We start from the raw sequence: 25,818 nt of genomic DNA, 5'->3' as shown, positions 1-25,818 counted from the left end.
AGGAGGCGGCGAAGCTTGAAGCGGAGCAGAAGGAGGCGCTTGAGATGAATGCAAGGCCATTACAGGATAAAGTGGTTGTCATTACGGGAGCTACCGGCGGAATCGGGCGGGCAATCGCCAAGGCGCTCGCGCCGGAAGGCGCGAAGCTCGTATTGGGCTCGCGAAGAGTATCCGTTCTGGAGGCGCTTGCTGAGGAATTGAAGAGGGAGGACGGCTGCGAAGCGGTTTATTCTGGATTGGACGTTACGGACGAAGAAGAGGTCCGCCACTTTTTTTTACAGGCCGCGCAGAACCTCGGAAGGCTGGATATACTGCTGAGTTTGGCCGGTCTCAGCATTCCTTCGGGCATTGCCGACATGACGATCGAACAGTACGAACAGTCCATCGATGTCAATTTGAAGGGCACATTTCTTTGCGCGAAACATTTCATGAGGCACGTGGATTCCGATCGCGGAGGATTCATCGTGAATACAGGCTCCATGGCGGCCAAAAGAGCAAATGGAAATGCGCCGTTATATTGCACGGCCAAAGCGGCTGTCAATATGTTCACGCAAGGGCTCGCGTTACAGGCGGTAGACAAAAACATCCGCGTCACGGTATTGAACCCGGGGGCAACGGATACGGAGTTTTGGGGTACACGTCCGGTTGCCAGAGATAAATTCATGCAGGCTTCCGATGTTGCCGGGGTGATATTATCCGTGCTTAAAATGCCGCCGCAAATCGTCGTGCATGAAATCAGCTTCGAATCGTTTGGCGTATAGCCGCTTAACGGCTCGAACCTGAGCTCGCGATATCTGCAAACGCCTTTTCCGGAATCGCGGAAAGGGCTTTTTTAACTATAAAGATGCGAAATGTATCGAATTGAATTATAATGGATACTAAACGTATCACTAATTACGGAATATCGGAGGATTATAACGAGGTGAATCAGGTTCACATGGTCAAGCCAAAACCGAAACGAGTACATAAAGGATATTGGTTTATTCTATTGTTTTTGGTATGGGGAGTGTTGATTTTTCTGTTATCCTCACAATCCTACGAGGAACAAAGCATCATTCCCTATCTGGAGCAACAATTAGATGTGAATTGGATCCGAAGCGTGCTTCCCGATGTCAAGTTTATCTATCTTCAGAATGTGTATTCCTCTCAGCATGATCCTTACCGGTTCATTGAATTTATATTTAGAAAAAGCGCTCATTTGTTCATGTATGCAAGCTTGGCGGTTATTGCCTTTGTGATGATCAATAAGTTTAGTAGGCGATTATGGGTAAGTTCTCTGCTGCCGATCGTAATAGCGGCGGCTGTTGCGATTGCGGATGAATGGAACCAGTCCCAAACTTCGCAGCGGACATCCTCGCTATATGACGTTTACATCGATATAACCGGAGCATGCTTAGGAGTCGTAGTTTGTTTAATGGTGGTCGCGATTCAATTCACTTGGAACCATTCAAGAAATTCATTATAAAGTTGTTGGAAAAAGATACAAAACGGATTTTATATGCTATAATTGCTACATATCGTAACTATTATAATGTTGGCTGGCTTAGGGGGGTTCACGTTGATTGATTCGAAAGGCAATAATCTCATATTCCTGCTCAGCACTCCTCGAAGCGGAAGTTCGCTGGCAACGGTTATGCTGCAAAATCATAGTAAAATATTCGCTACGCAGGAAATGTGGTTTCTGATGAGTTTATACGACTTACATCTGGCACCGCAAAGACCGTATGGCGGTAAAGAAATCGTTAAGCAATTTTTCAACGGTGTGTTACCGAATGATACATACAACCGTGCATGCAGGGCATTCGCTCTTCAGGCTTATAACGAACTTTTGCAGAGCAGTGCGGGGGCGGAGATGCTCATTGATAAGTCTCCACGCTATTATTATATCTTGGAATTTCTAGATGCGCTGTTCCCGCAGTCTAAGCGAATATGGTTAATTCGAAATCCGCTTGCCGTCATTGCTTCGTACAAGAAAGTGAATAAACATGTGGGAGATCGATTTCAATTAAAGGAAGATTTGTTGAATCCCAAGTTTAATATTAAGATGGCCGACATTACGATCGGACTGCTTCGTTATAGCAATTATTTTGCCAAGGAAAACCCTCATTCGCATCGATTGTATTATGAGAAGATGGTCATGAACCCTCAAGAAGAACTGCACAAGCTGTGTAACTTCTTAGGGATTACATATGAAGATGGACTTGAGAAGTACGGCGACTTCATGGATACCCCCAAGACTGATTTATATTTCAGCATGGGTGTCGGTGATCCCTTTGTGGGGCAGCACAAGGAACCGCATCTGGACTCTTTGAATATTTGGAGAGAGGTGCTCGACAAGCAAGAGGTCGAGATGTACTGCCGGGTACTGGGCTCCAAGCTGTTCCATGATCTGGGTTACAGCAAACAATTGGAAGAAGCGGAGCGCTGGACAGGAGTCCGATTTGATGCTAATCCTGACGAAGAGCTGCTTCAATTGCGAACCAGGCAATTAGCGGAGGCTTCTGGCTGCCAGTGGACCGAGAATTATCAATTGTCCACCGCTGGCGGCCTGACGGATGACAAGCTTGACCTGCCAGCAATATCGACAGATCATGAAGCTGTCCATCCACAGGTGCTGCAATTGCAAATTACGCTGCGGGCTCTGGAGAAGCGCCTGGAGAAGAGTCATAACGAGCAGAAGCAGCTGCGGTCTAAGCTGGATCATACGAAAAGGAAAATAGAACGTGTGAAATCGATTATTCCTTTCGGAAATCATCTCTCTCAATGGGCATCTGCATATTTGAATAAATAATGGATGGGGGCAACAACGATATATAGGGCATTCGGATTACATATTGCAAGTGATATCGCACTACCGGAATTAGTGCGGGCATCTGATGATCAAGGAAAGGCCGATATTGAAATTGTCGTCGAGGACCTATCCGCTGCTTTAGTGGATGCTGTCTACCATCAAACCTATTATGCCGTGAAGAATCAACGGATTTTCCTCGATATACCAGGAGTTGCGGTCTTTTCCATTGAGGAAGGGCGGCGAATTAGCGTCTCTCCAGCTGAAGATGCCGATACAGACAAGATAAGGCTGTATCTTCTTGGTACTTGCATGGGAGCGTTATTATTCCAGAGAAGAGTGCTGCCTCTTCATGGCAGTGCGGTTGTGATTGAGGGTCGGGCTTACGCGATTGTAGGGAATTCCGGAGCGGGAAAATCGACGTTCGCCGCTGCATTTGTGAGCAGAGGCTATACGCTGCTGAGCGACGATGTCATTCCTGTAGCCATTTCGCCTGAGGGTGCTCCTCTTATCGTTCCCTCTTATCCTCAGCAGAAGCTGTGGCAGGAAAGCTTAGAGCATCTTGGTATGGAGCTGGATCGATATCATCCTCTCTATGAAGAGGTCAATAAATTTGCTATTCCTGTTGCAGACTCCTATTGTTCGGACTCCATTCCACTTGGCGGTGTGTTCGAACTGGTTACGGCCGACATGGCAGGAGCAGAGGCAGAGGTGCAAATCGAACCTATCCATGGGTTGGAGCGATTTCCGCTGCTAAGATATCATACGTATCGAAATCTGCTTATTCCTCTTATGAATCTGGAGCAATGGCATTTCACTTCGTCTGCCGCCGTTGCACGCCAGGTTGAGATTAACCGGATTGTAAGACCAAGGGCAGGATTTACTGCACGTGATATTGTGAATCGAATGTTGGATATGGTATCACAGCCCGTACTCTCTAAGGAAAGGAATTAGAACCTTGCGAACGAGAATAAGGATATTCCTTGCCATGAAACCGCATATGAAGAAGTTGGTGCTGGAGGCTTTCATCTACTTAGCTTGGGCGAGAGTATTGAAAGCCTTACCCTTCTCAAGGGTAGCGCCGTCATTAGGGATCAAGATGGAGGAAAGCTCCTATAATCGTGATCGTATCAATCAGACCGTCTTACTTGAAATCTCTCGAGCCATTCACATGGCAAGCCGTCGCACCTGGTGGGAAAGCAAGTGCCTTGTGACGGCGATTGCCGCTATGAAGATGCTAGAGAGACGCGGGATCGATTCTACCCTGTATATGGGCGTGACTAGAGATGCTTCGGGCAAAATGATCGCGCATGCCTGGCTAAGAAGCGCCCATATCTATCTTACCGGCGCCGATGAGAAAAATATGTTTACGGTAGTCGCTACATTCGGCAAGATCATTCCTTCCAAAGGGGTTCAAGGGAGCACAAGCCATGGATAACGAGTTCAATCAAGTAATGAGCACGTTTCCAATGCTATTGATTCGGCTGATGGGGATTGATAAGGAAGTTCAAGCAAGGACGTAAATACACATTACAAAGGGTATCTATTTTCCATTATGTCTAATCATCAAAGGTGGAGGTATTTTACCGGCCGGCTATATCCAAGCTCGCTGGATGCTGCGTTATTGCCATTGCCAAAATCACTATATTTTTTGTATTTTCCACTACGGCCTTTCCTTTGGTTCTGGCGGCGTATGAAGCATCAGGTAAATTCGTAGGGGGAGAACAATAATGACGCAAATTATCTTCTACTTAAAGAAGCTTCACACCTTTGCAGGTGCAAAGCTCTATATAACTCTAGCGGGCATGATTGCCATCAGCTTTCTAGAGGGAATCGGAATTTACTTATTAATTCCGATGCTGAGCCTCATCGGCGTGTTCCAAGTTAGCGATGCAGCAATCCCCTACATATCCGGTCTTATAAGCAAGCTTAACCAAATCCCAGACCAGTATAATGTGCCGATTGTGCTTGCTGGTTATATCTTCCTTATCGTAGGGCAAGCATTTCTGCAGCGCAATCAAGCCATTATGAACATCAAGATGCAGCAGGGCTTCATCCGATATTTGAGGCTCGATACGTATCAGGCCTTATTGCAGGCTAATTGGCAGTTCTATCTGACCAAGAGAAAGTCCGACTTTAATCATATTCTTACGTCCGAACTGGCGCGCGTCAGTCAAGGTACGCATCTGTTCTTGCGTTTAGCGACATCGCTTGTATTTACCATCGTTCAGCTCAGCTTTGCTTTCTGGATCTCCGCTAAGCTGACTCTGCTTGTCATTATAAGCGGCGCATTGCTCGCGATATTCTCGCGCAGATTCATTAAGAATGCGAAGACATTGGGGGATCGTACAACAGATCTTTCTCAAAAATACTTTGCAGGGATTACCGAGCAATTTAGCGGTATCAAGGATATTAAGAGCAATCGGTTGGAGCAGTCTCATATGTCCTGGTTCCGTTCGTTATGCTCACGTATGGAATTGAATATCATCCAATTGACCAAACTCCAGTCAACGACTCAGTTTTTTTACAGTACGACTGCGGCTGTTCTGATCGTATTATTCGTTTTCTTATCGTTGAATGTATTTGTTGTACGGCCGGAGCAGTTGATGCTCATCATTATCATCTTTGCGCGGTTATGGCCCAGATTCACAGGGATACAGAACAGCTTGGAGCAAATCACGACAACAATTCCCGCTTTTAACAGTTTATTGACCATGCAGAGGGAATGTGAAGAAGCAAGGGAGCAGGAGCTTCCTGCAGATGGCAGTAAAGAAGCGGCGATTCGTGTTGTTGAAGGAATTGAATGCCGTAATGTGCATTTCCGTTACAGCTCCGATCAGTCTGCTTATGCGCTTCAAGGCATTGATCTTCGCATACCGGCTAACGGGATGACGGCGATCGTTGGCAAATCCGGTGCCGGCAAGAGCACCTTGATTGATATGCTGATGGGACTGATCCTGCCCGAGCAAGGGGAAGTCCTTATCGATGGCAGACCGCTGACGAGAGAAAAGATACTAGCCTTAAGACATTCGATCAGTTATGTTTCGCAGGATCCGTTTCTATTCAACACTAGCATTAGGGAAAACATGATGATGGTGGAACCCCATGCTAGCGAGGAGCAGCTCTGGGAGGCATTGGAGCAATCGGCCTCTGCTGAGTTTGTGCGCACCCTTCCACAAGGGCTAGACACGATAATCGGGGATCGGGGAATTCGGCTCTCCGGCGGTGAACGGCAGCGGATCGTATTGGCAAGGGCGATTTTGCGCAAGCCGTCGATTCTCGTATTAGATGAAGCGACCAGCGCATTGGATACGGAGAATGAAGCGAAGATACAGAGAACGCTGGAGCGATTGAAGGGGAGTATGACGGTCATAGTCATCGCCCACCGTCTATCAACGATTCGCAATGCCGATCAAGTCATTGTCATGGAGCGAGGGGAAATTATTCAAAGCGGGGGCTATCAGCAGTTATTGAAAGAAACGCGGGGAACGTTCAACAAGTTGTTGGCTTATCAGGCTGGTGCGAACGGATAGGCTAATAGAAGTAATAGTATATACTTCAAAAAAATTTCGGATTAATGATACAAATAGTATCATTAATGTTATAATTATTACTAACTGTATCTGAACAATAACATTAAGATGCTTAATCTAGTTATTTCCGTGTGGCCTAATAGGAGGAAGACATGAGCGCGATAACCGGCATCATTCATTTTGACCAAGCGCCCATATCAGTTGAGCTTCGGGACCAAGTCATGCAAGCCCTGCAAAAGTATCCGGCCGATGATATCCAAACGTGGAACAGCGGATCTGTATTCTTGGGCTGTCATGCCCAGTGGATCACGCCTGAATCGGTGAATGAGCAGCTGCCCTATTATAATTATGATCTCAAGCTGGCTATTACGGCAGATGCGATTATCGATAATCGAAACGAGCTATTCGATCGGCTTCAGGTGGCGTACTCCGAGAGAAAGCTTATGTCCGATAGCGAGCTTATTCTGCTGGCGTATCAGAAGTGGGGAGAAGCCTCCCCTCAATACTTAATCGGTGATTACACCTTTGTCATCTGGGATGAGAATAGGCGCCTATTATTCGGAGCGCGGGATTTATATGGGAACCGGACGCTTTATTATCACTATAATCGGCGGCAGTTTGCTTTCTGTACGGCGATCGATCCTCTGTTTCATATACATGATGTCAAGAGAGAGATCAACGAGCTGTGGCTGGCGGAATTCCTGACCATACCGGTTATGGTAGAATCCGCCAATACGAACTCCACCGTCTATAAACATATCAAGCAGATTCCTCCTGCGCACAGCTTTACGATCAAAGACGGACACTTCTCACTTATTCAATATGGTTCCTTGGCACCTAGAGCGCAGCTGAAATTGAAATCTCGTTCGGAATATGAGGAGGCCTTCCGGGATGTTGTGCAGCAAGCCGTGGATTCGAGGCTCCGAACACATAAGCAAGTGGGGGCGACGCTAAGCGGAGGGCTCGATTCAGGGACAATCGCGAGCTTCGCAGCAAGCCGGCTCAGGGAAGAAGGCAAACCATTACATACCTACAGCTATGTGCCCGTTCATGATTTCGAGGACTGGACGGCAAGAGGACGCGTTGCAGATGAGACGCCCTACATCCAGGATACCATCCAATATGCTGGTAACATCAAGGGGAATCTGTTGGATTTCCCTGGAACGAGCCCGTTATCCGAAGTCGATGATTGGCTGGAGCTGCTGGAAATGCCCTATAAGTATTTTGAGAATACGTTCTGGATCAGAGGGATTTTTGATGTGGCCAAACAGCAGGACGTGAAGATCCTGTTAACCGGTGCAAGGGGCAATCAAACGATATCATGGGGGCCGGCCTCTCACTATTACGGATCGCTCATGAAAAAAATGAAATGGTTTCGGTTGTATCGTGAGCTCATGCTCTTCAGCAAACAACGGGGAGTAAGCCCATCCTTTCTGCTGAAGGTGATTGGGAGACAAGCATTCTCGTCCGCTCCGGAGAAGTCGTTGATTAACGATGAGGCGGACATACCGCGCATGATTCATCCGGATTTTGCTAAGAAAACGGATGTATTCAACAAGCTGCAGGAGCAGGACAGCCGAATTAGCGGTTTTTTGAGAAAAGACTTCCTGGAGGCCAGAAGCAATCACCTGCAGAGCCTGATCATTGCCAATATGAGAGGAACCAAGAGTACGAAGCTGTCCTTGAAATATTCCATATGGGAACGGGATCCGACCTGCGATCCGAGGGTCGTCGGGTTCTGCTTGTCCGTGCCGGTTGAGCAGTATGTCGGGCAGGGGATGGATCGAGCGCTTATTAGACAATCGACGAAAGGCTACCTGCCGGATAACGTTAGGCTGAACCAGCGTGTGCGCGGCATTCAGGGAGCGGATTGGATTCATCGGCTTCTGCCCATGTGGCCTGCATTTCATCAAGAGCTTGAGCAGCTTTGTCAGGATCCCATCATGAATGAAATATTGAATATCGATCAAATCCGGACGACCATGACTCAGCTTGGGGGGATGCCCCGTCCCGAGAATGCGTTTGATCCGGAAACGAGATTTCTGATGCGATGTGTCATCGTCTATCGGTTTATGAGAACGATCCAGCCTGCATGATTCTAGTGGAATTGCATTGAAAGGAGGTGATAGTATGTCTAAACAAGAGTGGAAACAACCGGAGCTGCAAATCCTTGAAGTCAGCAAGACGATGGAAGGTAAAGGGACGAAGTACGTTGATTCGGTAACTGTGAGTGATCTGGACGTTACAGACACGCCTCCTATTTCCTAATCATCCATACGTCATGCGTGTATCACAAGATCGAGACCCCTATACAAGGATTACCTGTATAGGGGTCTCGATCTATTTCCATACCCGGCAATCAAGGAATTCATGCTCCAACTCCAAACCCTACCTCCGATTATCCCCAGTCCTCCCCCGCCATTTTTACCGAATATTTTTGGATTGCCCTCTTCCGTAATCCCAATTACGATTCAAGCTGTACCGGATATTATATGGCTGCTCTTCAACAATCAGGAACAGGACGCATATACATAACAAGATCCGAAACTGACTGATTGCAAGGGGGTCCCTTCTATGAAAATCATAAAAACCGAGTTGGAAGGCGTCATCATGTTGGAGACAGATGTCTTCGGTGACAATCGGGGTTACTTTACGGAAAGTTATAATCAAGCACGGTTCGAGGAAGCGGGAATCAACAACAGCTTCATTCAGGAGAATCATTCCTTCTCGTCCGTGGCGGGCACGCTTCGCGGCCTCCATTATCAGCTTGAACCCATGGCCCAGACGAAGCTCGTACAGGCCATTACAGGCGCTATATACGACGTCGTCGTCGATATTCGACAAGGCTCGGCTACTTATGGCCGGTGGACCGGAGTTATCCTAAGCGAGTCCAATAATCGCAAACTGCTCGTGCCCAAAGGATTCGCACACGGCTTTTGCACATTAACGGCGAATACGCACGTATTCTATAAAGTGGATCAGTATTATTCCAAGGCACATGACCGCGGCATACTTTGGTCGGACCCCGAGCTTGGAATCGTATGGCCGGCTTCCGATCTTGTTTTGTCGGAGAAAGATAAGCTTCACCCATCTCTTCAGGATGCCGAAAATAACTTCTAGCAGCAGGGAGGGATCATGATGAAGGTCGCCGTTACGGGGGCAGGCGGGCAATTGGGTACGGATATGGTCGATTGCCTCCGGGATAGAGGCTGCGAAGTGACGGCCTTCGGACGCGAGCAGCTGGATGTCTCGAACAGCGATCGAGTCCATCAACAGCTGGGTTCATCGCAGTTTGATGCTATCATCCATACGGCTGCCTATACAAAGGTGGATTTAGCTGAATCCGAGGTGGACGAAGCCTATCGAATCAATGCTTATGGTGCGAGAAATATAGCCGTTATCGCCGAGAGGATCGGCGCTAAGCTGGTTTATGTCAGCACAGACTATGTCTTTGACGGAGCCGGCTCTGAGCCATATGATGAGTTTATGACGACCTCCCCGGTGAATGTCTACGGAAAGTCGAAGCTTGCGGGCGAACAGCTTGTGCAGCAGCTTCATTCGCGATTTTTTAACGTTCGAACGTCGTGGCTTTACGGCAAGCATGGCCATAATTTCGTGAGAACGATGCTGAAGCTGGCTCAGGAATGTGATGCTATCTCCGTTGTGAACGACCAAGTGGGGTGTCCAACCTATACGGTTGATTTGGCGGAATGTATCGTGGCGCTGATTCGGACGGACAGCTACGGAACCTATCATATATCCAATTCCGGAAGCTGCTCCTGGTATGAATTCGCCCAATCGATCTTTGAGCTTGGAGAGCTGACAATAGATGTTCAGCCGGTGCCGACAGATCAATTTCCGCGTCCTGCCAAGCGTCCGTCATACTCCGTGTTGGCGCACAAAGCGCTGGAACGTAACGGATTTCCACCCATGCGGAATTGGAAAGCGGCATTGGCCGATTTTATGAAGGAATATAAGGATAGATGAGTAGTGAAGGCGCGTAAATGGAAAGAAGCGTGAGAGCCCATGAAGCGCTTTTTTTTCACCATAATGATACAAAATGTATCTATAATAAAGTATAATAGACACAAAATGTATCATTTTATCATGCAGAGAGATTCCACAAAGAAAAGAGGCCGTGAACAATGAAGCGTCCTGTAAAGAAAGTTCTCATCTGGTCCAGCGCCGTAATTGCAGCGATTCTTGTATTATCGGGCGGCTATGTCTGGTATATGTACCACTCTGTGGAGAAGACGGCAGCGCAGATGTACGAACCGCCTGTTAAACCGGTTTATATTAGCCGCGACCCTCAAGTGAAGTCGAAGAAAAAGACAAACCCGGAGCAGGCCGTCGTGCTTGATAACCGTGAACCCTTCAATGTCCTCGTATTGGGTGTCGACCAGCGTCCGAATGACCGTGGGCGTTCCGATACAATGATTGTGCTTACCGTCAATCCGGCTAAGAAATCGATCCTGATGTTTAACATTCCCCGCGATTCGAGAACGGAAATCATTGGGCATGGCACGGTGGACAAAATCAACCACGCGTATGCTTTCGGCGGCGTGGAAATGTCCCTTCAGACGGTGGAAAACTTCTTAGATTATCCGATCGATTATTACATCAAGGTGAATATGGAAGGCTTCGCCCGTCTGATCGATTTGATCGGAGGGGTCAAGGTTGACAACCCCTTTGCTTTCTATTATTCAGGACATGAATTCAAGCAAGGCAAGCTGAGCTTGAGCGGCTCCGAAGCGCTTCTATACTCCCGTATGCGCTACGAGGATCCGAAGGGCGATCATGGCCGCAATGCCAGACAGCGCGCTATCCTGCAAGAAGTAATGAAGAGTGCGATGAATATCTCGAATGTGACCCGTATCCACGATTTGCTGGGTGAGGTAGGAGACAGCGTAAAAACCGACATTACATTCGAGGAAATGAAGACGTTCGTAATGGACTATCGCCCGGCCATTGGCAGGATCGATACCGTGGAGATTGAAGGAAGCGGAAAGATGATCAACGGAATCTGGTATTACATTGTCAGTGATGCCGAGCGTACCCGCATTCACAATATGATTAAAGATCATTTGACGACGGCCAACCGTACATAAAACAAGCCCCCGGCTCATAAAGTGAAGTAGCTTTATGGACAGGGGGCTTTCGCGTGATAAGAAGAAGACGCATCAGACGTTTACCAACCGGCTGGATAATCATTGGAGCTTTAATTATCGCTGCGCTCTGGTTAACATGGCATAACGGCGCACGCCTGTTCAGCCCGGCAGCCGGCAGTGAAGCGGCAGAGGTAGTGGAACAGTTCTATAAGGCGGAACAGTCCGGTGATTTCGGCAGTGCGTGGGAGCTGTTCCACCCGCTAATGCAGAAGCGTTTTGACAAGGCCGGGTACATTCAGAAGCGGGCTCATATTGTGCTGCAGGACTTTGAGGTTAAGACGTTCGATTATGAGGTCGGGGAGCCGGAGCTTATTGCGGGCTGGAGAATGGATAAGGAATCGGCTGAATTCACGGAGGCCTATCGTGTCGTCGTCAAGCAGCTCTTTCGGAGCCCATATGGCAATTTCGAAATTGTCCAGCCGTGTTATACCGTGGAGGAGTCAGGGAAATGGAGTATGCTGTGGTCATATGAAGAAGATGCAGCCATGGAAGAAGCAACCCATTAAGCATTGACATGTTACGAAATGTATCATAAATTAAAGTTATGCGAATCATTTTCGTTGGTAAACCGATGTTACTAGGATTCGTTTATTATTTTGTGGCTATATAGATACGAATTGTATCCGAGATGATTGCTGGTTGCCTATATTAATTAAGGAGTGGACTAGCCTTGAACGATAAGCAGAAGCAGATCTCTCGCAAGCATGTACGGATACGTTTGCGAGACGGGGTTCAAGCGAAGGTTTCTATATTTCGTGTATTCGATCGTAATGTGGACTCCAAGGATACTCCCATCCTATTGAACAATATGAGCCCGTCTGGCTTGCAGTTTGCTGCGAATCTGCGGTTTCCCGTCAGCAGGGATTATTCGATTCGAGTGCTCATTGCGTTTGGCGAGTGGGAGTTCAGCATTATCGGTCATGTCGTATGGAGGCGGCAGGAAGAGAACTTATATGTATACGGCTGTTCATTTCTTCCGGATCACCGACTTCAGGCAGCCATCGTTCAAGCACTTAACGAGAAGCTGAAGAAGATGAGTCCTAATTATGACAGGATTCATGCGATGTACCGTGAACTATCGGATACGCATACACAAGTCGGTTTGAAGCTGGATGCCATGAGCTGAGCAAGATACACGATCAGAGGACAAGTCCGGAGACTGCCGAACTTAATTAGCAAATGATGGTTGTTCATATATATATAAGCTTGCCTCCGCGGGCGTAGAATAGGGAACATCTTGCCGCCCGGGGAGGAGTTTCGCATGTCTAACGAGATGGATATGACCGTGACCGGTACAGGTGTTTCGACTAAAGTCCTGATAATTTCGTCTTATAATTAGCGTGTACACGACAAAATTAGCTGTATTTTGCTTGAATCTATTGACAATACTCGATATTTGTCATAATCTTAAATTAATTAGATACGTAATGTAACATAATTAATGATTTTGATACATATAGTAGAAAAAAAGGATCTAAAGGAGAGGTCGATCATGCAGAAGGAACAATTTTGTTGTGTAGGCTGTGGGAAATTAATGGATCACGAGCATGCGCATGTTGTGTTTCGAACCGGTTTTTATCGGATGGTTCATCCGCTCGGCTGCTGCCTGACTTGCAACGAAACTGTTTCGGCTGAATCTGCACTCCATCCATCGGATGAGGCGGGTGGACTGGAACAGAGTGCTGTCGTCCATCTGTCGAGATTGAAGCAGTCCGGTAACTGCTGCAATGAACCCGCTTCCTCTCCAGCTGCTTCGTTCGGGACGGCCGCGCTTATGGCTGCATCCTTATAAAATGGTTGCAATCCAAGAAAAATACCTGACTCTAACGGCATACATGCCGATTAGGGCCAGGTATTAATTTTTCATAAAGGAACTATCAATCGCAAACTAGGTTCAGTATAATGGATAAGTCGATATGCTCCATGGAAAAAAAGGGGCACTTACCGAGGCGAACAGGAGGTTTACGATGGAGCTTCAAACCTATAGCGGTCCAATCGTTCAGTTGAAGAACGTCACGAAAGTGATCGGGAAGCGGACGATTATTGACCAGCTGACACTTGATCTTCCAGAAGCGGAAGTATTCGGCTTCCTTGGGCCGAATGGTTCAGGCAAGACGACGACGATACGCATGATGGTCGGACTGATGGCCTTAACGAACGGGGACGTCATCATCCGGGGCCATAGCATTCGAACAGAATTCGAGAAGGCGATCCGGCATGTCGGGGCCATTGTCGAGAATCCAGAGATGTACAAATATTTGACCGGTTATCAGAACCTGCTTCATTACTCCCGCATGGTGCCGGGGATAACATCGCAGCGGATCGATGAGGTCGTAGAGCTCGTAGGGCTTACAAGCCGCATTAACGATAAGGTGAAGACTTATTCACTCGGGATGCGTCAGAGACTTGGCGTTGCTCAGGCGATTATGCATAAGCCGTCCCTGCTTATCTTGGACGAGCCAACGAACGGCCTTGATCCGGCGGGCATACGCGAGCTCCGGGACTATTTACGCAAGCTGGCCAAGGAAGATGGCATCACCGTCTTCGTATCAAGCCATCTCTTGTCTGAGATGGAGCTCATGTGCGACCGCGTTGCAATCATTCAAAGCGGCAAGCTGATTGACGTACGGAGCATTCGGCATGAGGGCGAGGCGGCAGCGGCGGTCTCGAACGTGCTGTTTGAAGTAGACAAGCCTGACGAGGCGCTTCGGCTTATGGCTAGCAGCTATCCTGGGGTTCCGGCCCAGAACGGCGTTACCTTCATGGTCGACCGCGACACGATTGCGGCCATTAATACAGAGCTTGTGAATGCAGGACTGAAAGTATACGGTATTCGCATTCTGAACAAATCGCTGGAAGATCAATTCCTCGAAATGACGGGAGGCGAGAATATTGTTTGATTTCTTACTGCTCGTCCGCAATGAAAACATGAAGCTGTACCGCCGTGTGCGGACATGGATCATGCTCGGTATGATAACCCTGCTCGTCCTGGCGATTTCCATCATTGCCAAGATTGTCTCCGACGGAGATGTGGATAACTGGTCGATGATGAGCATCGAAACCATGGTGCTGTTTCAATTGGTTACGATCTTTACGGTTGTCGTCTCGGCTGACAGCGTAGCTGGCGAATTCTCGACCGGAACGATCAAGCTGCTCTTGATCCGGCCGTGGAGCCGCTCCAAGATTCTGCTCTCCAAGTACATCTCGCTGCTGATGTTTGCGCTTGTCCAGGCAGCGCTTCTTTACGTGCTGACATTCGTTGTCAATATGCTGCTCTTCGGCTATGGCGGCAGCATCGTAGCTCAGGAAACATTCAATTCCAATATGAATCCGCTTGGTTACATGCTGGTATATTACTTCTATCAGTTCCTGGGTCTGATCATCATCGTGACGATGGCATTCATGCTGTCAACGGTCTTCCGCAGCAGCGGCTTGGCAATCGGCCTCTCCATCTTCCTGCTGCTCGGCGGCAGCACGATTGCCGGAATGCTCTCAATGCTTGATTACGCTTGGGTGGATTATATCCTGTTCCTTCACTTGAATTTAACGCAATATATGGGGGGCAGTGAATCGAGCGGCATGACGGGAGAGGGAATGACACTTGGATTCTCGCTCAGCGTCCTTGCGGTATATTACGTCGTGTTTATTGCGTTAACGTGGCTTATCTTTAACAAGCGCGATGTAGCCGCTTAGCTTTCTAAGAAGAAGGTTCTTACCCTGCAGAGGGCAAGAACCTTTTTGCTGTACGTACAGCATGGGTATGATCTTGCAGGAGGGACAGGAGTGTGTGCGATGAGACGAAACTTACTTGGAATAGGCTGGGGCATTATTCTGTTTATATGTACATGTACCGTGGATTTCCAGGAGCTCATCGACCATCTTTCGATCCGTTTCGTATTGGACCGCAATCCAGACTGGAACGGTTTGTTTATGATAAACGATATGGATCTTCAAGACCCGACATACGTCATTCAGAAAATAGGGCACTTCTTCGGTTTCTTCGTGCTGTCGCTTATTGTGACGAATAGGGGGCAGTGGAAGAATGGGATCTACGTATCGATGGGCTATGCAGCCTTAACGGAGCTATTGCAGCTGTTCTTTCACCGGGATGGACGGATCGTTGATATATTTATCGATTCTGCTGGGATCCTATTAGCTGTTGCCATTTGCTATTATGCGAATAGTTGGCGGGAAGCGTCTTGAATCCTGCTAGTTTACCCGGCTTGCCGCGCTTTTTCTTTTTCCTTATCCTTATCTTTATCCTTCTCCTTGTGGTTAGCCCCTCGACTGGTTGCCTCCTTGGCCTGTGAGTGCGGTTCAGCTTCGGCTGCTTGCCGTGACCGGGATTCCGCAGTCCGCTCCATCTGGCAGATGCCATTTAACAGGCCGCCATCCTGAATAAGCAGACTATTTGCGGTAACATTGCCGTGGATCTGTCCGGATGCGGTTATGGTGAGCCGGCCTTGAGTGACGATATCGCCGAACACTTTACCCGCCACAATAACATCCTTGCTTGTAATGTTGGCCCGGGCAACACCGCATTCGCCGACGATGACATCTCCTTGGCATGTGATATCTCCGCGGTATTCGCCCTCGATACGGATGCTTGATTCGCATAACAGATGTCCTTCCACCTGCGTTCCCGGCCCGATTAATGTATCGGTCGCCGCTTGCCGTCTGGTTTCTTTAAACATCGCTTCTCATCCTCCTTAACGAGTCGTAAAATGGCCCATCTTTCATTGCTTATGAGCGTTTGGTTTAGCGAAGCTGTCTTTAGCTTTAAAGGAGAGTAGATCCTTCGTCGCCGGATTCTGCAAATGGAATCGATTTGCAGATATCGGTTGCGGTGATGCTTATTCAAGCGGTACTATAGCTATTTATTCTACAAAGCTTTAAAACATGCCATTAAAAGGCGTATAGGGTCGAGGGCTGGAGTCAAAGCTAGTAACAAATTGATGGGGGGGCGCGTATGATTTGGGTGGTACTGGCGCTCATTATCTTTATTTTTCAAATCGCTACTATTCTCATTCTCGAATTCCGCCAGCCTTCCAAAACAGTGGCATGGTTGCTCATTCTCTTTATTCTCCCGATCATTGGCTTCGTGATGTATTATTTTCTGGCCAAAGAATATCAGCACCGGAGAATCGTCCGCAAACGCAACGTCGTTGCCAAAGAGATGCGTCTGCAGGCACTGCTGCGCTGCAGGATGGTCCACCGTCCCACGGACATCAAGGGCGGGGAGTTCAGCCATCAGGAGCGGCTGTTCCGGCTGTTGACAGGCATGTCGACCTCGCCAATAACGAGCTGCAACGAAACCCGGGTGCTGAGCAACGGCCGTGAAACCTTTGAAGCCATTCTTGACGCGATTGAAGAAGCGAAGCATCATATTCACCTTGAATATTATACGATTCGGGATGATGTGATTGGCAGAAGGTTTAAGGATGCGCTCGTTCGTAAAGCGAAGGAAGGGATCGAGATTCGCGTCATATACGATGGCGTCGGCAGTATGGAGCTCAGCAGTGGTTACCTGCAGGAGCTGCATGAGGCAGGCATTGAGACGCAATGCTTCTTGACCCCGCGCCTCGCGTTCTTCGAGAAACGGATGAATTATCGGGACCATCGTAAAATCGTGGTGGTGGACGGGCTGATCGGCTTTGTGGGAGGCATAAACATCGGAGATGAGTATTTGGGGGGAAATCCAAAGCTGGGCTACTGGCGGGATACCCATCTCCAAATTGTCGGGGATGCCGTGTACTTCCTGCAGGACGTCTTCTTGAGAAACTGGTGGTTTACCGCCAAAGAGCGGCTATCGGATCCGGCTTATTTGCCCGAACATGGCTGCCAGGGGACCGAACAGGTACAGATCGTAGCCAGCGGTCCCGACAGTGTAGCCGATGCGATCCTGGAATGTGTATTTGCTGCCGTTTCGGTAGCCAAGAACCGGATCTACATTACAACGCCGTATTTCATACCGGATCCGAGCGTACATATGGGACTGCGGACCGCAGCTTTAAGCGGCGTGGATGTGCGGATTATTATCCCGTATGTGGCGGATTCGAAGCTGGTGCTGTATGCATCGTTGTCGTACGTGGAGGATTTGCTTGGTGTAGGCGTGCGTATCTATCGATACCGCAAAGGCTTCATTCATTCGAAGGTGCTGATCATTGATAAATTGATTGCCTCCGTCGGAACGGCCAACATGGATATGCGAAGCTTCTTTAGCAACTTCGAGCTGAATGCGCTGTTGTTCGACAAGTCTGCCATCAGGCGGCTGGAGCAAGATTTCATGAACGATCTGGAAGCATGCGAGGAATTGAACCTTTCCACCTTCAGACAGCGGCCGCGCTGGCAGAAGGCGAGCGAGGTCGTAGCCCGGATGCTGTCTCCGCTGCTGTAAAAAGTAAGAGCGCTGCCTCGATGATGGCGGCGCTCTTTTCTTGCTTCTTGTTTACGATGCTCCCAGCAGAGGACCCATTAATTAACAAATCAAATACCTTTGTAGTAAGATAAATGCACGCTGACCTATATCCTGCGTGATACTAGGACAGGGCTCTATCTGGTTGGCGGAGGAGCGACTATCGTAATCTTGCTTGCCCAGAAGCTTCTGTACAGCCCCTTCAAGAGAAGAAAAAATTCCATTCTCAGCTTTCATGCCGAAAATAATCATAGGGATTCGGAAATCAATCTGGAAATTATCGTAAGGCTACCTGAATCCTATTAATCTGAACCATTATTATCCTTGATCCAAGAGGATGCATCTGTAAAGACGGTTGAATTTCAATAGTTTAACTCGCCTTATGTAATCTTGAGCAACCGGATCCAGCCGGTCCGCGCTTGACCGCTTACGCTTCCTGAAGCGTAGGACGGTCGAGTCTTACAATATCAGCGAGAGGATGATCGATGCCGCGAATTTGATCCGTTACCAGCTGTGACGCGATCATGCTGTAGACCGTTCCGTTGCCACCGTATCCAAGGCAGTAATAAACGCCGGGCCAAGCAGGGTCCTTGCCGATGAAGGGAAGGTTATCGCGGGATTCGCCGAAGGTAGCGTTCCACTCGTAAGCAAGCGGTGCTTGACATGAAGGGAACAGCTGCTTAATCTGCTCATGCAGCCGGCTCGTTCGTTCATGCTGCAGTCTGTCCGATTCTAGGGGGATTGGCGTATCCTCATCGAGTCCGCCTGCAAGAATTCGTCCATCCGTCGTTGTTCGCATATAGCTGTATGGCCGGGCTGTTTCCCATATCAAATATCGGCCGTACCAGGAATCCAGATGGGGCTGCTTCTCCGTTGCTATAGCGAAGGAACGGTTCAGATCGGCCTTGATGAGCTTGCCCCTCAACTTCTCAGGCTCGTAGCCGACCGCGTAGATGACGTGCTCTGCATCAACGCTTGCACCGTGGCTTGTCCGCAGCCGGTGCCGGCCATCCGCAAGTGTTTCGTGAGCGATGATATCGGTCCCCTCGTGAATGGCCGCCCCTTTGCGGGCTGCAGCTTCGGCTGCGGCATGCACGAACCGGAACGGATTCACCTCGGCGTCGCCATGTGTGACGATTGCGCCGGGCTTACGGAAGGGGAAGCGGGCGCTAATATCGCTTGGTTCCCAATATTCCACCTGAAAGCCATGCGAATGAAGCGTTTCATATTCACGTTTGAGCTTCGGTACATCCTGCATATGGCTTGCGAAATACAGGCTGCTCCGGGCGGCAAATTCAACATCCTTCCCAAGTTCAGCGGACATATCCCGCAGTTGGCGAATAGCCAGCTCACAGGCTCGGTAGAAAAGTACGGCTGCCGATTCACCAATTTGATCGATAAGCTCGCTGAGCATGATGTCATTGGAAAATTGCAGCAAACCGGTATTGGCAGCGGTGCTGCCCCCTGCAATCTCGCCGCGCTCCAGGATAATGGAGGGAATGCCTTGTTTTGCAAGCTCATAGCCGCATAGAGCACCGGATAAGCCCCCGCCAATAATAGCGACTTGAATCGTTAAGTCAGATTCGAGGGGCAGGTAAGTCTGGTACTGCGATAGTGTTTCCGGCCAATACAGTCGACCGCTATATAAATTCTTCATCGTATCCCTCCATGGATGAATAGCTCCCCATACTTTACCCATTATTTCAACAATTTGTTCAGGTGAATCACGAAAAAAGAGGGGTTTCCCCCTCTTCCTCGATTTATTCTTGGATCGGATCCGGCACCCAGCCATCTTCTTGAAGCTGGCTGTTCGTCTTCATCCCTTTCATGTCGTTGCCCAGCCGCTTCGCATCTTGTTCATCCTGAACCATTGAGCCGTTCCGGGCTTTCTCGATCGGCTCGGATTTCCGCCCTGCTTGGCCCGAGGATGGCTGCTGGTCAGGGGCGTTCGCCCGCCGCCGCTCTGTTTGCAGAACCATTGGTTGCTCCATTCGGATTCGCTCCTTCTTCGCGCTTCATCGTTTGGAAGACATTCGCCGTCGTTTCTGCTGCAGTAGCCACTTTACTGGCCGCCGCACGTCCGAGCTCATTAACACGATCGCTAACGTCACTCGCTGTTTCCTTCGCATGTCCGGCCAAGGAGCTGGCCGTATCCTTTGCTTGGGCTGCCAATGTGGTTGCTTTCTCACGAGCCGTCGTTGACAGCTCCGAAGACTTGCGGCGGATCGTTTCCCTCATATCCTTGCCCGTCTTCGGGGTCATCAGCATAGCCGCTGTCGCTCCAACCGCACTGCCGATCAATAGCCCCTTTAACATCTTACTGCCGCCTGCTTGTTGATTATTCTGATTTCCCATGTCTGGTCAACTCCTTTATTCGTTTGGATATCGTTAGTTAAGTGATCCGGCTGCCAAGCATTGCTGCTTGTATGTGTCATTCGCCTTCATGTCTTATCTATACCCCGTCCAGCCGTGCTTTGAAACGAAAATGGACAAAAGAGGGGGGATCAGGCTATAGATTGGGAAGGAGCCGGTCATCGGGATTCGCTTGTTCGAAAAATGCGGATCGGGCAAAATAATCGCTCCAAAAAACGCTTCATTAAAGGGATGGCCAAGCCATGCTTCAGGGAAGGAACAGCTGGCGTTTTTTTGCATACGAGGGCACTTCTACCGGTTTCAGCGGGATGATCTTGCGTGTATATGAAGCATAGAGCGGCAAGGAAATGCTGCATCGACTAACAAATCGAAAGGCGGGATTTTCAATGCTAGGATGGGCAGCGTTATTCTTCATTATTGCACTTATAGCAGGGGTGACCGGATTCTTCTGGCTGGCTTCAGCAGCGGCCGCGGTCGCCAAGGTGTTGTTCTTCGTATTCTTGATTCTGTTTGTAGTATCGCTAATCTTCGGTCGAAGAAGAGTTTAACCAGGCAGAATGATACACCATTATGAACGGGAGGGTTTTCTATGAAAACGAACATTACGACTGCAACCCATGTACACACGGTAAACACCGCAGCTGAGGCGAGGGAACAGGTAGAGCGGCATGTCTCCCAAGGCTACACCCGAGATCAATTATTTGTACTGGCACATGATAAAGACCGCAGCGAGCGGCTTACAGAGCAGACGGCTACAGAGCAGATCGGGCTGGAGGAAGAAGGGCTTGGAACAGCGGTTGCCAACATCTTCCGCTCACGCGGGGACAAGCTGCGGGCGAAGATGAGATCCGTTGGCATCGGAGCCGATGAAGCGGAGCGGCTTGAGCAGATGCTCGATCAGGATAAGATTATCGTAATCGCTTGGAGCGGCAAGTCCTATGAATCGGATGACGATTACGATCCTTACATCAATTATTATCCGCCATTCCTTGTATAAGCGCATACGGCAGCATGGATAGACCGGTAGACCGTTCCTCAGCGAACGGTCTACTTTCCATTTGAGCGTTCCATACTCATTACTCGGTCATGAAAGGGGGCGGCCCGGCATGCTGCTTGCGAACCGTTTTTTTCGCATCTGTCTAGGAATAATCGCGCTGCTGTTAATCGTCTATTTGACCGCTAAGGTCAGCTTCTTGTTCCAGCCGCTCAGGATGATCTTCAATATATTGATCGTTCCCTTCGCGCTGGCCGGTTTCTTCTATTATTTGCTGCGCCCGGTCATGCGCTATCTCGTGGAGCGAAGAATGAACCGGTTGGTCGCCATTTTATTTATCTATTTGGCGCTGGGTGCGATTTTGGCTGCCTTTTCGATTATCGTATGGCCGACACTGCTGAAGCAGATCGACAGCTTCATCGCCGGCGCGCCTGGATTTATTGAGGATTTTAGAGATCAGCTCATGCGTCTGCAGAATAATCGCCTCTTCTCCATATTCGTGTCGAATGAATCCGGCCTGACGGACCGCATGTCCGAGTATTTAAACCAGGCCATCACATCGGCTTCTGAGTATGTAACCAATGTCATCGCTGTCGTCACGAGCTTCGTCATCGTGGTGACCACGGCTCCCTTTATTTTGTACTACATGCTCAAACAAGGAGAGGCAATCCCGACATCCGTCCTGCATCTCGTTCCGAGGCGTTACCGCAAGGATGGAGAAGAAGTGCTGACGGATATCGACTCGGCGCTGAGCGGCTTCATTATCGGAAGGATGATCATTACGTTCCTGCTGGGCGTGATGATGTATATCGGCTTTATGTTGATCGGTTTGCCATTTGCACTGCTGGTCACCGTGATCTCCACCATCCTGAACATTATTCCATATATCGGCCCGATTCTCGGCGCCATCCCTTGCGTTATCGTCGCCTTTACCGATTCGCCCTCCATGGTTCTGTGGGTGCTGGTCGTGACGATTATCGCCCAACAGGTCGAGGGTAATCTACTGTCCCCGCTTATATATGGAAAAAGGCTTGAAATTCATCCGCTCACGACCATTATTTTGCTGCTCATAGCAGGTGAAATATCAGGGATTCTGGGGGTTATACTAGCGCTGCCCTTCTATATGGTGATCAAGATCATTGTGGTACGCGTGTACCAGCTCTTTTTTGCGGAGAAAGTCGAGGAGCTCGTCGAATGACGAAGAACAGCCGCAGCGTTACAAGAGCCGCATCGCCTCGCGATATGCGCTGGGCGATTGACCGTAGAAGCGCTTGAACTGCTTGGAGAAATAGAGCGGATCCTGGAATCCGGCAGAGGCGGCGATTTGTTCGACAGTCAGCTCCTGGCGCTCGCGGAGCAGCAGGCGGGCTTTATCCACACGCAGCTTGAGCAGGAAGGTGATCGGCGTCATACCGGTGCGGCGCTTGAACAACCGGGAGAGGTAAGCCCGATTGTAGCCCAGCATATCTGCCATTCGCTCAATCGACACGGGCTCGGCATACTGCGTGGACAGATACCGGATGACCTGCTGGAAGAGCTCTTCATCGCCGCCAGGCCTCACTGTGCCTGCCGAAGGCTCCTGAAGCACGGAGCTGAATTCAGCGAATAATAGATGCAAATAACCGACCGATCGCAGGTGTGCGGCCTCGCCTCCGAGCCGGAACGAGCGCTCAATATTTCGATACAATACGCCGATCCGCGGATTGCTTCCTGTATCGACCACCGGTTGATCCCTGTCCAGGAACGGTCTGGCCAGCTCGGCCGCCTGACGTCCTTCGAAGGCGATCCAGCGGTATTGCCAGGGATCGGTTTCATGGGCGGCGTAGCTGATGAGCTGCTCGGGACGAATAAGGAAGGTCTGGCCCTCGTGCAGCTCGTATTGGTTGTCGGCGACGGTAAATACGCCGCGCCCGGACAGCACATGGTGCATCAAGTAAAAATCAACGACCTTTGGGCCGATCCGGTGCCGCGGCCTGGTCTGGCTTTCACCTGAAAACAATACATATAAATCACCATGCTGATGGGGGGTCGGGTTTGAGACAACGGAATAAGTGAACGGGCGTTCCATCGGGCAGCATCTCCTTTAATAATGACGATTCACCGTATAGCGATTGTAACATAAGCGCGTGGAACACTTCGACATAAGGTCACATTTATCCATGTGAAATGCACTTCCAGCCATGTAGTTCATCCGTGCTATCCGTTATACTGAAGCTAGCAAGACCCCAAACTGACCGAAAAAGGATAGGTGTATGACTATGGCTAACATCCAGGAGCTTACTCAGCGGTTTATAAACATTTACGGCGGAACCTCGGAAGGCATTCGCGTTTTCCATGCGCCGGGCAGGGTCAATTTGATCGGAGAACATACGGATTACAACGGTGGCTACGTCTTTCCGGCGGCACTCACATTCGGTACGACCTTACTCGCCCGCGAGCGCGGGGACGACCAGCTCGGGCTCGCATCCACGAATTTCGAGCTGCGCAAACAGCTGCCGATCGCACCGATCGTATTCGACGAGGCGGATGATTGGATGAACTATCCCAAGGGTGTTGTTAACGAGCTGCAGCAGCGCGGCATCGTTTTCGAGAACGGCTATGATCTGCTGTACCATGGCGAAATTCCGAACGGCGCGGGCCTCTCCTCCTCGGCTTCCATTGAAGTGGTAACCGCTTATGCCTTGCTCACGCTGGGCGGCCATCCAACTGATACGGTGGCGATTGCAAAGCTGGCACAGAAGTCGGAGAATGAATTCAATGGCGTTCAATGCGGCATTATGGATCAATTCGCCGTTGCCAACGGGCGCAAAGACCATGCGATTCTGCTCATGTGCGATACGCTGGAATACGAGCTCGTGCCGTTCAATTCCGGCAGCTACAAGCTCATCATCGGCAATACGAACAAACGCCGCGGCCTGGTCGACTCCAAGTATAATGAGCGCCGCAGCCAGTGCGAGCAAGCGGTGAAGGATTTGCAGGCGGCCTTCCCTAACGTAACGCTGCTCGGCCAAATTTCGCTCGATCAGTTCAACGAGAACGCCCATTTGATCCAGGATGATATCGCTTGCGATCGCGCCCGCCACGTCGTGGAGGAGATTGACCGCGTCATCCGCTCGATCGCGGTGCTGAAAGCGAATGATCTGGAAGCGTTTGGTCAACTGATGAATGCTTCGCATGATTCGCTTCGCGATTTGTATGAAGTAACAGGCTCGGAGCTGGATGCTATGGTTGATGCCGCCCGCACCGTTCCCGGCGTGCTTGGATCCCGGATGACAGGCGCCGGATTCGGCGGTTGTACGGTATCGCTTGTTCACGAGGACAGCATCGAGCAGTTCAAGGCCGAGGTGGGCCGTCAATATACGGAAGCGACGGGGCTTCAGGCGGATTTCTATGTTTGCTCCATCGGTAACGGTGTCGAGCAGCTCGCTTAGTGCAGCAAGCCGAAACAAGAGCTTCTTGCCTTTAGCGAATCAACCTGCCGGTGAACTCATATTGTTATATGTAAGAACCGTTTTTTATTCGAGAGGAGAGAATCATAGATGGCGGTATTAGTTACGGGAGGCGCGGGATACATTGGTTCACATGCCGTTGCGGCTTTGCTCGAGCGCGGCGAAGAGATTATTATTGTCGATAACCTGCAGCAGGGACATCAGAAGGCGATCCTTGGCGGCAAACTATATGTAGGCGATCTGCGTGATGGAGACTTTCTGGATACCGTATTTCAAGAGAACAGCATTGATGCGGTCATTCACTTCGCGGCCAACTCGTTGGTTGGGGAGAGCATGAAGAACCCAGGCAAATATTATCATAATAATGTCTATGGCACGCTTAGCCTGCTTGAAGCCATGAACCGGCATCAGGTCCGCAAAATCGTCTTCTCCTCGACAGCCGCCACGTACGGCGAACCGGAGAATGTTCCGATCGACGAGAATGACCGTACGCTGCCGACGAATGCATACGGGGAAACGAAGCTGGCCATGGAAAAAATGATGAAATGGTTTGATGTCGCACATGGGCTGAAATATGTCTCGCTCCGTTACTTCAATGCAGCGGGCGCGCATGCCAGCGGTCAGATTGGGGAAGATCACAGCCCGGAAACGCATCTGATTCCGCTTGTTCTGCAAGCAGCACTCGGGCAGCGGCCTCATATTTCCGTCTTTGGCGAGGACTATCCGACAGAGGATGGAACCTGTATCCGCGATTATATTCATGTCAGCGACTTGGCGGATGCGCATGTGCTGGCGGTCGATCGTCTGCGCCAGGGCGGTGACAGCGCCGTATACAATTTGGGCAACGGAACAGGCTTTTCGGTGAAGCAGGTTATCGATATTGCGCGCCAAGTAACGGGCCGTGAAATTACTGCTGTTATTGAAGCAAGGCGCGCAGGTGATCCGGCCGTGCTGGTGGCATCCTCTGACCGCGCTCGTCAGGAGCTTGGCTGGAAGCCAAGCCGTGCCAAGCTGGAAGACATCATCGGCAGCGCTTGGGCGTGGCATCAGAATAACCCCGGCGGTTACGACGACAAGTAACGTGAAAAAGGAGCATGC

29 protein-coding genes are annotated in these 25,818 nt (G+C 49.7%); 23 read left to right on the top strand and 6 right to left on the bottom strand.

The features are described 5' to 3' along the window. Window positions 1–44: 44 nt before the first annotated feature. From NNL21_RS09080 to NNL21_RS09000, 17 genes are all read left to right on the top strand, one after another. Window positions 45–761, top strand: a complete 717-nt coding sequence (locus NNL21_RS09080; RefSeq protein WP_204817459.1) for an SDR family oxidoreductase — start codon at window positions 45–47, stop codon at window positions 759–761. Between the two features lie 161 nt (window positions 762–922). Next, window positions 923–1,465 carry a VanZ family protein gene (locus tag NNL21_RS09075; protein ID WP_204817460.1) on the top strand — a complete coding sequence of 181 codons (543 nt, stop codon included), beginning with the start codon at window positions 923–925 and terminating at the stop codon, window positions 1,463–1,465. Between the two features lie 93 nt (window positions 1,466–1,558). Beyond that, window positions 1,559–2,791 (top strand): sulfotransferase family protein, encoded by a 1,233-nt coding sequence (locus NNL21_RS09070; protein ID WP_204817461.1) that lies wholly within the window; start codon window positions 1,559–1,561, stop codon window positions 2,789–2,791. Between the two features lie 3 nt (window positions 2,792–2,794). Beyond that, window positions 2,795–3,742 carry a phosphoenolpyruvate carboxykinase (ATP) gene (locus tag NNL21_RS09065; RefSeq protein WP_204817463.1) on the top strand — a complete coding sequence of 316 codons (948 nt, stop codon included), beginning with the start codon at window positions 2,795–2,797 and terminating at the stop codon, window positions 3,740–3,742. Between the two features lie 34 nt (window positions 3,743–3,776). Continuing rightward, complete coding sequence (locus NNL21_RS09060) at window positions 3,777–4,226, top strand: lasso peptide biosynthesis B2 protein (protein WP_204817465.1); 450 nt, start codon at window positions 3,777–3,779, stop codon at window positions 4,224–4,226. A gap of 292 nt (window positions 4,227–4,518) precedes the next feature. After that, entirely contained in the window at window positions 4,519–6,321 is a 1,803-nt protein-coding gene (locus NNL21_RS09055; RefSeq protein WP_204817467.1) for an ABC transporter ATP-binding protein, read from the top strand. A 152-nt stretch (window positions 6,322–6,473) separates the two neighbouring features. Beyond that, complete coding sequence (locus NNL21_RS09050; protein WP_204817469.1) at window positions 6,474–8,417, top strand: asparagine synthase-related protein; 1,944 nt, start codon at window positions 6,474–6,476, stop codon at window positions 8,415–8,417. Between the two features lie 34 nt (window positions 8,418–8,451). Next, complete coding sequence (locus NNL21_RS09045; protein WP_204817471.1) at window positions 8,452–8,589, top strand: paeninodin family lasso peptide; 138 nt, start codon at window positions 8,452–8,454, stop codon at window positions 8,587–8,589. A 306-nt stretch (window positions 8,590–8,895) separates the two neighbouring features. Then, window positions 8,896–9,441, top strand: a complete 546-nt coding sequence (rfbC, locus tag NNL21_RS09040) for a dTDP-4-dehydrorhamnose 3,5-epimerase (protein ID WP_204817473.1) — start codon at window positions 8,896–8,898, stop codon at window positions 9,439–9,441. Between the two features lie 15 nt (window positions 9,442–9,456). Then, the gene (gene rfbD / locus NNL21_RS09035) at window positions 9,457–10,308 is read left to right on the top strand and encodes a dTDP-4-dehydrorhamnose reductase (RefSeq protein ID WP_309145317.1); all 852 of its coding nucleotides are present in this window, start codon (window positions 9,457–9,459) and stop codon (window positions 10,306–10,308) included. Window positions 10,309–10,466: 158 nt separating this feature from the next. Further along, window positions 10,467–11,429 (top strand): LCP family glycopolymer transferase, encoded by a 963-nt coding sequence (locus NNL21_RS09030; protein WP_204817475.1) that lies wholly within the window; start codon window positions 10,467–10,469, stop codon window positions 11,427–11,429. A 53-nt stretch (window positions 11,430–11,482) separates the two neighbouring features. Then, window positions 11,483–11,995, top strand: a complete 513-nt coding sequence (locus NNL21_RS09025) for a hypothetical protein (RefSeq protein ID WP_204817477.1) — start codon at window positions 11,483–11,485, stop codon at window positions 11,993–11,995. A gap of 164 nt (window positions 11,996–12,159) precedes the next feature. Continuing rightward, the gene (locus NNL21_RS09020; RefSeq protein ID WP_204817479.1) at window positions 12,160–12,615 is read left to right on the top strand and encodes a PilZ domain-containing protein; all 456 of its coding nucleotides are present in this window, start codon (window positions 12,160–12,162) and stop codon (window positions 12,613–12,615) included. A gap of 366 nt (window positions 12,616–12,981) precedes the next feature. After that, window positions 12,982–13,281, top strand: a complete 300-nt coding sequence (locus NNL21_RS09015) for a hypothetical protein (protein ID WP_204817481.1) — start codon at window positions 12,982–12,984, stop codon at window positions 13,279–13,281. Window positions 13,282–13,456: 175 nt separating this feature from the next. After that, the gene (locus NNL21_RS09010; RefSeq protein ID WP_204817483.1) at window positions 13,457–14,389 is read left to right on the top strand and encodes an ABC transporter ATP-binding protein; all 933 of its coding nucleotides are present in this window, start codon (window positions 13,457–13,459) and stop codon (window positions 14,387–14,389) included. Beyond that, entirely contained in the window at window positions 14,382–15,182 is an 801-nt protein-coding gene (locus NNL21_RS09005) for an ABC transporter permease (protein ID WP_204817485.1), read from the top strand. Before NNL21_RS09010 ends, NNL21_RS09005 begins: the two co-directional genes overlap by 8 nt. A gap of 99 nt (window positions 15,183–15,281) precedes the next feature. Then, window positions 15,282–15,692 carry a VanZ family protein gene (locus NNL21_RS09000; RefSeq protein ID WP_204817487.1) on the top strand — a complete coding sequence of 137 codons (411 nt, stop codon included), beginning with the start codon at window positions 15,282–15,284 and terminating at the stop codon, window positions 15,690–15,692. An 11-nt stretch (window positions 15,693–15,703) separates the two neighbouring features. Here the strand turns inward: NNL21_RS09000 and NNL21_RS08995 are convergent, their stop codons facing one another. Beyond that, window positions 15,704–16,183: a bactofilin family protein gene (locus NNL21_RS08995; RefSeq protein WP_204817489.1), complete on the bottom strand. Its 480-nt coding sequence runs from the start codon at window positions 16,181–16,183 to the stop codon at window positions 15,704–15,706. A gap of 275 nt (window positions 16,184–16,458) precedes the next feature. Between NNL21_RS08995 and cls the strand changes: the two genes are divergently transcribed. Continuing rightward, window positions 16,459–17,886 (top strand): cardiolipin synthase, encoded by a 1,428-nt coding sequence (gene cls / locus NNL21_RS08990; protein WP_204817490.1) that lies wholly within the window; start codon window positions 16,459–16,461, stop codon window positions 17,884–17,886. Between the two features lie 445 nt (window positions 17,887–18,331). Here cls and NNL21_RS08985 read toward each other — a convergent pair whose 3' ends face one another. The 4 genes from NNL21_RS08985 to NNL21_RS08970 form a co-directional block, all read right to left on the bottom strand. Further along, a complete protein-coding gene (locus NNL21_RS08985; RefSeq protein WP_204817492.1) occupies window positions 18,332–19,561 on the bottom strand; it encodes an NAD(P)/FAD-dependent oxidoreductase in 1,230 nt (409 codons plus the stop codon). Between the two features lie 103 nt (window positions 19,562–19,664). Beyond that, a complete protein-coding gene (locus NNL21_RS08980; RefSeq protein ID WP_204817495.1) occupies window positions 19,665–19,895 on the bottom strand; it encodes a hypothetical protein in 231 nt (76 codons plus the stop codon). Next, the gene (locus tag NNL21_RS08975; RefSeq protein WP_204817497.1) at window positions 19,843–20,259 is read right to left on the bottom strand and encodes a YtxH domain-containing protein; all 417 of its coding nucleotides are present in this window, start codon (window positions 20,257–20,259) and stop codon (window positions 19,843–19,845) included. The genes NNL21_RS08980 and NNL21_RS08975 overlap by 53 nt, the downstream gene beginning before the upstream one ends. Window positions 20,260–20,352: 93 nt before the next feature. Further along, window positions 20,353–20,556 carry a hypothetical protein gene (locus tag NNL21_RS08970; RefSeq protein ID WP_204817499.1) on the bottom strand — a complete coding sequence of 68 codons (204 nt, stop codon included), beginning with the start codon at window positions 20,554–20,556 and terminating at the stop codon, window positions 20,353–20,355. A gap of 107 nt (window positions 20,557–20,663) precedes the next feature. Here NNL21_RS08970 and NNL21_RS08965 point away from each other — a divergent pair, with 107 nt between their 5' ends. From NNL21_RS08965 to NNL21_RS08955, 3 genes are all read left to right on the top strand, one after another. Beyond that, window positions 20,664–20,825, top strand: a complete 162-nt coding sequence (locus tag NNL21_RS08965; protein WP_204817501.1) for a DUF1328 domain-containing protein — start codon at window positions 20,664–20,666, stop codon at window positions 20,823–20,825. Window positions 20,826–20,866: 41 nt separating this feature from the next. Next, the gene (locus NNL21_RS08960) at window positions 20,867–21,274 is read left to right on the top strand and encodes a YflT domain-containing protein (RefSeq protein ID WP_204817503.1); all 408 of its coding nucleotides are present in this window, start codon (window positions 20,867–20,869) and stop codon (window positions 21,272–21,274) included. Window positions 21,275–21,383: 109 nt separating this feature from the next. Continuing rightward, complete coding sequence (locus NNL21_RS08955) at window positions 21,384–22,469, top strand: AI-2E family transporter (RefSeq protein WP_204817505.1); 1,086 nt, start codon at window positions 21,384–21,386, stop codon at window positions 22,467–22,469. 18 nt (window positions 22,470–22,487) lie between these two features. Here the strand turns inward: NNL21_RS08955 and NNL21_RS08950 are convergent, their stop codons facing one another. Continuing rightward, a complete protein-coding gene (locus tag NNL21_RS08950) occupies window positions 22,488–23,339 on the bottom strand; it encodes an AraC family transcriptional regulator (RefSeq protein ID WP_204817507.1) in 852 nt (283 codons plus the stop codon). Between the two features lie 190 nt (window positions 23,340–23,529). Between NNL21_RS08950 and NNL21_RS08945 the strand changes: the two genes are divergently transcribed. Continuing rightward, entirely contained in the window at window positions 23,530–24,702 is a 1,173-nt protein-coding gene (locus NNL21_RS08945; protein ID WP_204817509.1) for a galactokinase, read from the top strand. A 108-nt stretch (window positions 24,703–24,810) separates the two neighbouring features. After that, a complete protein-coding gene (galE, locus tag NNL21_RS08940; RefSeq protein WP_204817511.1) occupies window positions 24,811–25,800 on the top strand; it encodes a UDP-glucose 4-epimerase GalE in 990 nt (329 codons plus the stop codon). Window positions 25,801–25,818 lie beyond the last annotated feature (18 nt).

This window comes from Paenibacillus mendelii (assembly GCF_024498075.1).
GTDB classification, from domain to species: domain Bacteria; phylum Bacillota; class Bacilli; order Paenibacillales; family Paenibacillaceae; genus Paenibacillus_Z; species Paenibacillus_Z mendelii.
This window is presented reverse-complemented; position numbering and strand designations above follow the sequence as displayed.